The following is an 11291-nucleotide window of genomic DNA, read 5'->3' on the forward strand; positions in this document are numbered from 1 at the left end:
GGGCTGGCTGGTCAGCGCCGGCCTGCGCGAGCCGAAGGCGCTCGCCGCGGCGCCCGGCCTGCTGCCCTGCCGCTACGACGCGGAGGCGGCCGGGAGCGCCGAGGCCTGGGTCGCCGCCACCCTCGCGCGCTTCGGGCGGCTCGACGCCGTCGTGAATGCCGCCGGCATCCTGGTGCCGGCGCCCCTGCTGGCGGAGGACGAGGAGCCGTCGGACCGCATGTGGCGCGTCAACGTGAAGGGGCCGCAGCGCGTGATCCGCGCGGCCTGGCCGCATCTTGTCGCGAGCGGACAGGGGCGGGTCATCAACGTCGCCTCGCTGTCCGGGAAGCGGGTCGCCAACGGCAACACCGGCTACGCGATGAGCAAGTTCGCCCTGGTCGCCATGACGCAGGAGGTCCGCCGCCTCGGCTGGGAGCACGGCATCCGCGCCAGTGCGCTCTGCCCCGGCTTCGTCGCGACCGACATGACCGCGGGCGCCGCCTTCCCGCGCGAGGCCATGACGCGGCCGGAGGACCTGGCGGAGCTGGTGGAGATCCTGCTCCGCCTGCCGAACACTGCTGCGGTCGGCGAACTCCGCGTCAACTGCCGCTTCGAGGCGCTGCTCTGACCGTCGCCGCGGGCGTCGTCGCCCGTGGCCTCACGCGGCGCTCAGCACCTCGCAGCCATGTTCGCGCGCCGCCTGCAGCACCGCATCGGCCAGGCTGTCGCCATAGCTCCGGTAGCAGGCGAGCTCGAAGACCGGCTCATCCGCCGGGAGACGCCAGATCTGCAGCGGCATGTAGCCACCATTGGTGAGTGCCGCGGCGCCGGCCGGGAAGGCGGCCTCGTCGAGATCGACCGGCACGATCTTCGCCAGCGCGTCGCGCGCGTACGGGCCGGAGAGGCGCAGGATGCTGCGGCTGCCCGTCATTTCGGTGACGGAGGCGGCGCTGCCCAGGACGCCTGCGAGGTCCTGAGCGAAGCAGTGGCGCGCGGCGCCCGCCAGACCGCGACGGAGGGCGAGCCACTGGCCCGGCCCGGACCAGACGAGTCCCGCGCTGCCGGACATCGCGCAGGCCGGGCGCGCGGGCGGGGCGACACCGATGGCGGCCATCATGCGCTCAGCGAGCACTGGCTCCGTTCCGGCGCGCACGGAAATGGCGGCCAGTGCAATGTCGGTGATGGGCGTCACAACGACGCCCGGCGCACCGTCGGCCCTACCGTGCCGTCCCGGGCGAAGCAGAGCGAGGTCAGCCACGGGTGCGCACTCCTTCGGGATCTACGAAGCAGGGAGCGCAGACCTCCGCCTCGGTGTCGCCGCCGCGCACGGGGTCGAGCACGCGCACGCGCTCCCCGACGCGCTCGGCCCCGCGCGAGAGCAGGCCCAATGCGATCGGGTGGCCGAGCGTCGGCGAGACGCACGCCGAGGTGACGTAGCCCTGGTCGTTCGCCGTCACCGGCTCCGCCCCCGGCATGAACAGGTGCGCGCCGGCCCTGAGCGGCGTGCGGGCATCCACTGGTTTCAGCCCGACGAGGACCGGCCGTGCCGGATCCGTCAGCGCCGGCCGCTCGGCGAGGCGGCGGCCGATGCAGTCCTTCTTCGTGGACACCATGCGGCCGAGGCCGAGGTCGCGGGCCGTCGTCTGCCCGTTCAGCTCGCCGCCGGCCGGGTGCCCCTTCTCGATCCGCAGCACCGCCAGCGCCTCGGTGCCGTAGGGCGTCGCGCCGAGCTCCACGGCGCGGCGCATGACCGCTTCGCCGAGGTCGGGCGGGACGCCGAGCTCATAGGCCAGCTCGCCCGAGAAGGAGAGGCGGTAGAGCCGCGCCGGCACGCCGTCCACGCCGACCGCGCGCCAGGCCATGTGCGGCAGCGCGGCGTTGGAGAGGTCGGGGCCGGGATCCACGAGGCCTGCCACCACCTCCCGCGCACGGGGGCCGGCGATCGAGACCTGCGCCCATGCATCCGTCACCGAGATCATGGAGACGTCGAGGTCGGGCCGCAGCACCTGGTGGCAGAACTCCATGTGCTGCAGCACCTTGCCGGCATTCGCCGTCGTCGTGGTGACGAAGAACCGGTCCTCCGCGATGCGGGCGACGGTGCCGTCGTCCATGACGAAGCCGTCCTCGCGCAGCATCACCCCGTAGCGCACGCGTCCGACGGCGAGCGTGGAGATCGTGTTCGCGTAGACGAGGTCGAGCAGCGCCGCGGCGCCGGGCCCGGTCACCTCGATCTTGCCGAGGGTGGAGACGTCGCAGATGCCCGCCGCGTTGCGCACGGCCGCGACCTCGCGCGCCACGCTCTGCTGCCACTCGGTCTCGCCGGGGCGGGCGTACCATTGGGCGCGGAGCCAGGGGCCGACCTCCACGAAGGTGGCGCCGTTCGCCGCCGCCCAGGCGTGGGTCGGCGTGCGCCGCGTCGGCCGGAACGCCTTGCCGCGGTGGTGCCCCGCGATCGTGCCGATCGCGACCGGCGTCCAGGGTGGGCGGAAGACCGTGGTGCCGGTGCCCGGGATGCTGCGCCCGGCGATCTCCGCGAGGATGGCGAGGCCGGTGACGTTCGCCGTCTTGCCCTGGTCGGTCGCCATGCCGAGCGTGGTGTAGCGCTTCACATGCTCCACGCTGCGGAAGCCCTCGCGATGCGCCAGCGCGACGTCCTTCGCCGTGACGTCGTGCTGGAAGTCCACGAAGGCCTTCCCGCGCGAGGCAGGCACGTGGAACAGCGCCACGCGCGCATCCGGCGTGTCCTCGGCCCGCGGAACCTGCGGCTCCGTCGCGGCGAAGCCGCAGTCGCGCGCGGCTGCCGCACCTTCCCGCGCGCCGTCGGCGAGCACCGCCGCGGTGGTGAAGCGTCCCGCGGCGGCGCCGGCCACCGACATGCCGGGCGGCGTCGTGCCGGGCAGGAAGGCCGCGAGCGCGTCGTCCCAACGCGGCTTCCCGCCGCGATGACAGGACAGGTGGATGGCGGGGGTCCAGCCGCCGCCCATGGCAAGCAGGTCGGCCCCCCGGCCTTCCGTGCAGCCGCGGTCGTCGCCGATCTCCACCGCCGCGATCCGGTGCCAGCCCGCCGTGCCGGTGATGCGCCCACCCGCGACCAGCCGCGCCCCGAGCCGCGCTGCGAGGCGGGCCTGCTGCGCCGGTATCTCGGAGCGTGCGTCCACCACCGCCTCGACGGAGGCGCCGGCGCGCGCGAGGTCAGCGACGGTGCGCCAGCCATCGTCGCCGGCGGTGAAGACCACGGCGGACTGCCCCGGCCGCACGGCGTAGCGGTTCAGGTAGGCGCGCACGGCGCCGCCCAGCATCACGCCCGGCCGGTCGTTGCCGCCGAAGACCACCGGCCGCTCGATGGCGCCGGCCGCGAGAACGATGCGCCGCGCGACGATCTTCCAGTAGCGCTGCCGCGGCAGGTGCGCGGGCGGGACGGGCAGGTGGTCGGCGACGCGCTCCACCGCCCCGACCACGCCGTGGTCGAGCACCGCGAAGGCGCTGGTTCGGCGGAGGAGCCGCACCCGCGGCATGGCGGCGAGCTCGGCTTCGACGGACTGCACCCAGGCGGGGCCCGGCATGCCATCCACCTCCTCGGCCTCCGCCAGCAGGCGTCCGCCGAGTTCGCGATCCTCCTCCGCCAGGATCACGCGGGCGCCGGCCCGGCCGGCAGCGAGGGCGGCCATCAGGCCGGCCGGGCCGCCGCCCACCACCAGCACGTCGCAGAAGGCGTGCATCCGCTCGTAGTGGTCCGGATCCGCTCCCTCCGGCGCGCGGCCCAGGCCGGCGGCGCGGCGGATCAGCGGCTCGTACAGCTTCTCCCAGAAGGAGGGCGGCCACATGAAGGTCTTGTAGTAGAAGCCGGCCGCGAGGATCGGCGCGAAGACCCCGTTCACCGCGCCGAGGTCGAGGCCGAGCGAGGGCCACCGGTTCTGGCTCCGCGCCTCGAGACCCTCGAAGAGTTCCGCCATGGTCGCGCGCGTGTTCGGCTCGCGCCGCGCCCCGGAGCGCAGCTCGACCAGCGCGTTCGGCTCCTCGGTGCCGGCGGAGAGGATGCCGCGCGGGCGGTGATACTTGAAGGAGCGTCCGACGAGGTGGATGCCGTTGGCGAGCAGCGCGGAGGCCAGCGTGTCGCCCGCGAGGCCCGAGAGGCGCCGCCCGTCGAAGGTGAAGGACAGCCCCCTGCCCCGGTCCACCAGCCCGCCCGCCGGTAGGCGGCAGGGCTGCGCCGGGGCGGGGCGAGACAGGGCGAGGTCTGCGGGGGTGCGGGGATCGAGCGGCGCGTTCATGCGGCGCGCTCCTTTGCGGGGGTCACCGACAGCACGGCGTGCGTGCGCGTGTCGCGCTCCACGACCAGCCAGGCGCGGCAGCCGAAGACGTGGTGCCAGAGCTCGCGATGCGCGCCGGCGGGGTTGTCGCGCAGGTGGACGTAGTCGTGCCAGGCGGCGTCGTCGGCCTCCGGAGCGGGGCGCGCGAGGCCGGCGGCGCCGAGCACCGTGAACTCCTCGTTGCCGCGGTCGCCGCAGAAGGGACAGGGGATGCGCATGGCGGTCGGCCCTTCAGTGCAGGTTCGGCTGGGCGCCCGCGCCCTTCTCGTCCACGACGCGCCCGGTGGCGAAGCGATCCAGGCGGAAGCCGGCATTGAGCGCATGCGGTGCGCCCGTTGCGATGGTGTGGGCGAAGCACCAGCCGCTGGCCGGCGTCGCCTTGAAGCCGCCGTAGCACCAGCCGCAATTGAGGAAGAGCCCGTCCACCGGCGTGCGGTCGATGATCGGCGAGCCGTCCATGGACATGTCCATGATGCCACCCCATTGCCGCAGGTAGCGCAGGCGCGAGAAGGCGGGGAACAGCGCGACGGCGCTTTCCATCACGTCCTCCACCACCGGCAGGCTGCCGCGCTGGGCGTAGCTGTTGTAGCCGTCGATGTCGCCGCCGAAGACGAGCCCGCCCTTGTCCGACTGGCTGACGTAGAAATGGCCGGCGCCGAAGGTGACGACGGTGTGGATCAGCGGCTTCACCGCCTCGCTCACGAAGGCCTGCAGCACGTGGCTCTCGATCGGCAGGCGCAGACCCGCCATCGCCGCGACGCGCGAGGAATTGCCAGCCGCCGCTAGGCCGACGCGCTTCGCGCGGATCGTGCCGCGCGTCGTCTCCACCCCCGTGACGCGGCCGCCCTCCACCAAGATGCCCGTGACCTCGGTGTTCTGCAGGATGTCCACGCCCCGGCGATCGGCGGCGCGCGCATAGCCCCAGGCGACGGCATCGTGCCGCACGGTGCCACCCCGCCGCTGCAGCAGGCCCCCCTTCACCGGGAAGCGGGCATTGTCCATGTCGAGGCCGGGGACCATGGCCCGCACCTGCGCCGCGTCCAGCAGCTCGGCGTCCACGCCCGCGAGCTGCATGGCGTTGCCGCGCCGCGCATAGGCGTCGCGCTGCGCATCCGAATGGCAGAGGTTCAGCACGCCCCGCTGCGACACCATGGCGTTGTAGTTGATGTCCTGCTCCAGCCCTTCCCACAGCTGCAGCGACTTCTCGTAGAAGGGCGTGTTCGCCGGGAGCAGGTAGTTGGAGCGGATGATTGTGGTGTTCCGCCCGACATTGCCGCTGCCGATGTAGCCCTTCTCGACCACCGCGACGTCGGTGATCCCGTGCTCCTTCGCCAGGTAGTAGGCGGTGGCGAGGCCGTGGCCGCCGCCGCCCACGATGACCGTGTCGTAGGCCGGCTTCGGCTCCGGGTCGCGCCAGGCGGGCGTCCAGGACCGGTTCCCGCTCAGGGCGTTCCGAAGCAGGCTGAAGACCGAGTAGTGCATGGCGGCTCGGACGGGGCTTGTTGACAGGCGCCGATCCTCGCAGGACCAGATTCGGCGCCATGACCGCGAGCGACGCAAACTTGCCGACCCGCGACCACCGCTCCGGCCCGCCCGACCCCCGGGCCGAGCAGGGCAGGGCCGCGCTGGTGCTGCGCGACCGCGGCCGGGCGGGGCCGCGACGGATCGGCTTCCTTCTGCTGCCCGGCTTCGCGCTGATGGCCTATGGCTGCGCGATGGAGCCCTACCGCGCCGCGAACGAGCTGGCCGGGCAGGAGCTCTACCGGTGGCGCCATGCCTCGCCGGACGGCCAGCCCGTGCTCGCCTCCAATCGCGTCGCGATCCTACCGGACCAGGGGCTGGAGCGGCCGATGGAGGTGGACGACCTCTTCGTCTGCGCCGGGGGCAACCCGGCGGTCTTCGACGACCCGGCGCTGCTGTCCTGGCTGCGCGCGCAGGCGGCGCGCGGCGTCAGGATCGGCGGCGTGTCGGGCGGGCCCTTCGTGCTGGCGCGGGCCGGGCTGCTGGCCGGCCACCGCTGCACCGCGCACTGGGAGTACATCCCGGCCATGGCCGAGCACTTCCCCGACCTCGCGCTGACCCGCAACATCTACGAGATCGACCGCCATCGCTGTACGAGCTCGGGCGGCACGGCGGCGCTCGACATGATGCTGGCCCTCATCGCCGCGGAGTATGGCCGCCCGCTGGCCAGCGCCGTCTCCGAATGGTTCCTGCACACGCGTGTCCGGGACAGCGGCGAGAGCCAGCGCATGAGCCTGCGAGAGCGCTACGCCGTCGGCCATCCGACGCTGCTGGCGGTGCTGGCGCGGATGGAGGCGACGCTCGAGGAACCGCTGGCTCGCGAGGCGCTCGCGGCGGAAGGCGGCGTCTCGGTCCGGCAGCTCGAGCGGCTGTTCCGTGCGCATCTCGGGCGCACGATCGGGTCGCATTACCTCGCGCTGCGGCTGGACCGCGCGCGTGCGTTGCTGCGCCAGACCACGCTCCCGGTGCTGCAGGTGGCGATGGCCTCCGGCTTCGCCTCGGCGGCGCATTTCTCGCGCGCCTACCGCGCGCGCTTCGGCCAGCCGCCGAGTTCGGAGCGCGGCCGCGTCGCGGCGTGAGCGCTGTCGCTGCCGGGCAAGAAATGTTCGCTCCCGGGCAACGGTGCCGGAACGCCGCCGGCGAGTATTCCGCCGCAGGGAGCGCCTCCGACAGGAGGCGGGCGCGCCGCCTGGCGCGGCCGAGGAAGAGGAGGTGTTCGGGATGAGCCTCGCACGCATGACCAGGCGCGCCCTGGTGGCCGTGGCATTGGGCTTCGGACTCGTCGCGCCGGCCGGCGCCCAGCAGGCGCCCGCGGCGCCGGCAGGCGCGCAGGCCCAGGCCTCCGACACGCTGCAGCGCATCCTGCGCGAGGGCCGGCTGCGCGTCGGCGTGCGCGCCGACTACCGGCCCTGGGGCTTCCGCAATCCGCAGGGGCAGTTCGAGGGCATGGAGATCGAGATGGCGCGCGACGTCGCGCGCTCGCTCGGCGTGCAGCCCGAATTCGTGCCCGTGGTGGCGGCGAACCGCATGCAGTTCCTCGCCCAGGGCCAGATCGACCTGATGATCGCGACGATGTCCGACACGGCGGAGCGGCGCGGCATCGTCGGTATCGTGCACCCGAACTACTATTCCTCGGGCTTCAACGTGATCATGCCGCGCAACGTCAACGTGCGCGAATGGGAGCAGCTGCGCGGTCGGCAGCTCTGCGCCATCCAGGGGGCCTGGTACAACCGCCCGGCGACCGAGCGCTTCGGCGTCGAGATCGTGGCCTTCACCGGCATCGCGGAGGTCGAGACGGCGCTGACGCAGCGGCGCTGCCTGGGCTGGATCTACGACGACAACCTGATCGCGGTGATGCTGGCCGATCCCTCCGGCCGGTGGCGCGACTGGCACCAGCCGCTCCCGAGCCAGAGCGACACGCCCTGGGGGCTCGCGGTGCGCCTGGCCGACCTGAACGGGCCCTGGGGCCGCTTCATGTCGGGCATGGTGAGCAGCTGGCACCGCAGCGGCCAGCTGCTGACCTGGGAGAGGGAGGCGGGCATCGCCGAAAGCCCCTTCCTCCGCCGGATGCACGAGGCGATGCGCGACCACATCCGCCAGTGACCGCACCGCAGCGGGCGGCGTCGCCCGGAGCCGCCCCGCTGCGGGGGATGCGCGCATGGAGCTGATCGCCGAGTTCTTCCGCGACCTCCGCGCCACGACGGGCCTCAACTTCACGATCTTCTACGATCCCTTCGACGCGGCGCGCTTCTGGCGCGCCTTCCTGCTGACCTGCGAGCTCGCGGCGCTGTCGGTCCTGCTCTCGGTCGCCATCGGGATCGTCGGCGCCTTCGCGCAGGGCTCGCGCATCCGGCCGCTGGCCTGGCTGGTCAACGGCTACGTCGCCTTCTTCCGCAACACGCCGCCGCTCGTGCAGATGTACTTCTTCTTCTTCGCCCTCGGCGCCATCACGCCCACCGTGCCGGACGACATCGGGATGGAAGTCCCGCTGGTCTCCAACTTCGCATGGGCGCTCGTCGCGCTCTCTCTCTTCGCGGGCGCCTTCAACGTGGAGATCTTCCGCAGCGGGATCGAGGCGGTGCCGCGCTCCACCATCGAGGCGACGGAAGCGCTGGGCTACTCGCGCCTCGGCGCCTATCGCCACGTCGTGCTGCCGCTGGCCTTCCGCGTCTGCCTGCCGGCGCTGAACAACAACCTGGTCAACCTGGTGAAGACGACGACGCTGGCCTATGCGATCGGCGTGCCGGAGATGCTCTACGTCGCCAACCAGATCTGGTCCGACGCGCTGAACGTCACCGAGATGATGAACGTGCTGCTGCTGCTCTACATCGCGCTGGTGAGCCTGCTGGTCTGGCTCATGCATTGCTGGGAGAGGGCCATGCGCATGCCAGGCTACGGCGCATGAGGCCGCGCCCGCTCCCGTCCGGCACCGACCTCCCGGTGCTGCTGCCGGCCGCCGACCGCCTGGCGCGCCGTGCCGCCGAGGAGCGCCGGCTGGCGCTGCCGCGCGTGACGCTCGATGCGCGCTGGGGAGCGGCGATCCTCGTGACGGTTCTTCTCTCCGCCGCGGCGGCGCAGGCGCAGTCCGCGCCCGGGCAGGAGAGCGTGCTGGCGACGATCTGGAAATGGACGCCGCTGGTGGGACAGGGGTTCCTGCTCAACATCGCGATCAGCGTGGTCGCCATGACCTGCGGCACGCTGCTCGGCGTCCTGCTCGGCCTGGCGCAGATCTCCCTGCTGGCGCCGGTGCGGGCGGGATCCTGGTTCCTGACGCAGTTCTTCCGCAACGCGCCCTGGCTGGTGCTGTTGTTCTACTGCATCTTCATGCTGCCCTACCGCGTGACGATCGCGGGCGAGGTGATCGAGATCCCGAACTGGCTGCGCGCGACCCTCGGGCTCACCCTGCCGGTGATGGCCAATGTCAGCGAGATCGTGCGTGGCGCCGTGCAATCCCTGGCGAAGGGCCAGTGGGAAGCGGCCGAGAGCCTCGCCTTCAGCCGCGGCCAGACGCTCCGCATGGTGATCCTGCCGCAATGCCTGAAGCGGATGCTGCCGCCCTGGATGAACCTCTACGCGATCCTGATCATGTCCACGCCGCTCGCTTCCATCGTCGGCGTCGAGGAGGCGATGACGCTCGCGCGCGGAGCGCTGAACGCGGAGCGCCGCGGCGACCTGCTGATCCCGGTCTACGGGCTGCTGCTGCTCGCGTTCTTCGTCTATTGCTACCCGATCGCGCGCGCGACGCGCTGGCTCGAGCGGCGCGCGCAGGTGAGGATCTGACGGCCATGCGCGACCCGGCACGCGGCGAGGCGCCTCTCGTCTCCATCCGCGACGCCCACAAGCGCTTCGGCGATGTCGAGGTGCTGAAGGGCGTCTCCCTCGAGGTCGCGAAGGGCGAGGCGATCTGCATCATCGGCCCCTCGGGCTCAGGCAAGTCCACGCTGCTGCGCTGCATCAACGCGCTGGTCCCGCTGGATGCAGGGACCATCACCGTCAGCGGCATCGAGGTGACCGACCCGAAGCTCGACAAGATCGTGCTGCGGCGGCGCGTGGGCATGGTCTTCCAGCAGTACAACCTCTTCCCGCACCGGACGGCGCTGCAGAACGTGATGATGGCGCCGGTCCACGTGCTGCGGCAGGACCGGCGCGAGGTGGAGCAGCGCGCGCGGGAGCTGCTCCGCAAGGTGCGGCTTGAGGGCAAGGAGGGCGCCTATCCGGGCGAGCTCTCCGGCGGGCAGCAGCAGCGCGTGGCGATCGCCCGCAGCCTCTGCATGCAGCCGGAGGTCATGCTGTTCGACGAGGTGACGGCGGCGCTGGATCCCGAGACGGTGAAGGAGGTGCTCGTCACCATCCGCGAGCTCGCCGAGGAGGGGATGACCTGCCTCCTGGTGACGCACGAGATGGGCTTCGCGCGCGAGGTCGCGGACCACGTCTACTTCACCGACCGCGGCGTGATCGTCGAGCACGCGCCGCCTGCCGAGCTCTTCTCCGCACCCCGCGACCCGCGCACGCGGGAGTTCCTCGGGCGGATCCTCTAGAGCAATATCCAATCTGACTGAATCAGTCAGATTGGATTTCTTGCTCTAGGAATCTTGAACCTAGAGCAGCGCCCGGTCAGCTGCCGGGCCGGCGTCGCTGCCGCACACCTTCAGTCGGCGGGCAGCGGCGGGAGCCCGTCGCTGACCGGCGCGGGATGCGGCGGCTTCGGCGCGGCGGCAAGCAGCGCTCGGGTGTAGTCGTTGCGGGGCCGGTCCAGGACGGCGTCGCGCTCGCCTTCCTCCACGATGCAGCCCTGCTGCATGACCACGATCCGGTCCGCGATCTCCTCGACGACCCCAAGGTCGTGGGTCACGAAGAGGCATGCGAAGCGGCGCCGACTCTGCAGTTCGGCCAGCAGCGCGAGCACCTGCTTCCGCACCGTCGCGTCCAGCGCGCTGACGGCCTCGTCCGCCACCACGAACTCGGGGTCGCGGACCAATGCGCGCGCGATCGCCACGCGCTGGCGCTGGCCGCCGGACAGCGCATGCGGGAAGCGATCGCCGAAGCCGCCGAGCCCGACCTCCTTCAGCATCGCCTCGGCGCGCGCCAGGCGTTCGCGATACGGCAGGCCGGCGGGAAGGCGCAGCGGCTCCGCCACGATCTCGCGCACCCGCATGCGCGGATCGAGCGAGGAATAGGGATCCTGGAAGACGATCTGGCAGGCAAGCCGCAGGGGCAGCAGCGCCGCCCCGCCGGCCTGCGTCATGGCCTGGCCGCGGAACAGCAGTTCGCCGCCGTTGATCGGCGCGAGGCGCAGCAGCGCGCGTCCGAGCGTCGTCTTGCCGGAACCGGAGCCGCCGACCAGCGCGACGACCTCGCCCGGGCGGATCGCGAGCGAGACGCCGCGCACCGCCTCCACCGGCCGGCCGCGGCGCAGCCAGCCGCCCCGACCCGGGAAGACGACGGAGAGGTCGCGCGCCTCGATCAGCGGCGGTTCCGGCG

Annotated in this window: 11 protein-coding genes; 6 read left to right on the plus strand and 5 right to left on the minus strand. The window is 72.5% G+C overall.

Annotation, left to right across the window (positions count from 1 at the left end; genetic code table 11):
• Window positions 1–607, plus strand: a 607-nt coding sequence (locus L2I40_RS11030; RefSeq protein ID WP_237215009.1) for an SDR family NAD(P)-dependent oxidoreductase, incomplete at its 5' end; no start/stop codon positions are given.
• A gap of 30 nt (window positions 608–637) precedes the next feature.
• Here the strand turns inward: L2I40_RS11030 and L2I40_RS11035 are convergent.
• The 4 genes from L2I40_RS11035 to L2I40_RS11050 are packed head-to-tail and all read right to left on the minus strand — an operon-like array spanning window position 638 to window position 5771.
• Window positions 638–1237 (minus strand): sarcosine oxidase subunit gamma, encoded by a 600-nt coding sequence (locus tag L2I40_RS11035; RefSeq protein WP_237215010.1) that lies wholly within the window; start codon window positions 1235–1237, stop codon window positions 638–640.
• A complete protein-coding gene (locus tag L2I40_RS11040) occupies window positions 1230–4250 on the minus strand; it encodes a sarcosine oxidase subunit alpha family protein (protein WP_237215011.1) in 3021 nt (1006 codons plus the stop codon). The genes L2I40_RS11035 and L2I40_RS11040 overlap by 8 nt, the downstream gene beginning before the upstream one ends.
• Window positions 4247–4507 carry a sarcosine oxidase subunit delta gene (locus L2I40_RS11045; protein ID WP_237215012.1) on the minus strand — a complete coding sequence of 87 codons (261 nt, stop codon included), beginning with the start codon at window positions 4505–4507 and terminating at the stop codon, window positions 4247–4249. Before L2I40_RS11045 ends, L2I40_RS11040 begins: the two co-directional genes overlap by 4 nt.
• Window positions 4508–4520: 13 nt before the next feature.
• A complete protein-coding gene (locus tag L2I40_RS11050) occupies window positions 4521–5771 on the minus strand; it encodes a sarcosine oxidase subunit beta family protein (RefSeq protein ID WP_237215013.1) in 1251 nt (416 codons plus the stop codon).
• A 59-nt stretch (window positions 5772–5830) separates the two neighbouring features.
• Here L2I40_RS11050 and L2I40_RS11055 point away from each other — a divergent pair, with 59 nt between their 5' ends.
• The 5 genes from L2I40_RS11055 (at window position 5831) to L2I40_RS11075 (ending at window position 10348) form a co-directional block, all read left to right on the plus strand.
• Window positions 5831–6889 (plus strand): GlxA family transcriptional regulator, encoded by a 1059-nt coding sequence (locus L2I40_RS11055; protein WP_237215014.1) that lies wholly within the window; start codon window positions 5831–5833, stop codon window positions 6887–6889.
• A 142-nt stretch (window positions 6890–7031) separates the two neighbouring features.
• Window positions 7032–7913: a transporter substrate-binding domain-containing protein gene (locus L2I40_RS11060; protein ID WP_237215015.1), complete on the plus strand. Its 882-nt coding sequence runs from the start codon at window positions 7032–7034 to the stop codon at window positions 7911–7913.
• A 55-nt stretch (window positions 7914–7968) separates the two neighbouring features.
• A complete protein-coding gene (locus L2I40_RS11065; RefSeq protein WP_237215016.1) occupies window positions 7969–8715 on the plus strand; it encodes an amino acid ABC transporter permease in 747 nt (248 codons plus the stop codon).
• Window positions 8712–9590, plus strand: coding sequence for an amino acid ABC transporter permease (locus tag L2I40_RS11070; RefSeq protein WP_237215017.1), 879 nt, complete (start codon window positions 8712–8714; stop codon window positions 9588–9590). The genes L2I40_RS11065 and L2I40_RS11070 overlap by 4 nt, the downstream gene beginning before the upstream one ends.
• Before the next feature lie 5 nt (window positions 9591–9595).
• Window positions 9596–10348 (plus strand): amino acid ABC transporter ATP-binding protein, encoded by a 753-nt coding sequence (locus tag L2I40_RS11075; protein WP_237215018.1) that lies wholly within the window; start codon window positions 9596–9598, stop codon window positions 10346–10348.
• Between the two features lie 110 nt (window positions 10349–10458).
• Here the strand turns inward: L2I40_RS11075 and L2I40_RS11080 are convergent.
• The coding region (locus tag L2I40_RS11080; protein WP_237215019.1) for an ATP-binding cassette domain-containing protein at window positions 10459–11291 on the minus strand (833 nt) is incomplete at its 5' end.

Origin of the sequence: Falsiroseomonas oryziterrae (assembly GCF_021864505.1) — a bacterium.
GTDB classification, from domain to species: Bacteria; Pseudomonadota; Alphaproteobacteria; order Acetobacterales; family Acetobacteraceae; genus Falsiroseomonas; species Falsiroseomonas oryziterrae.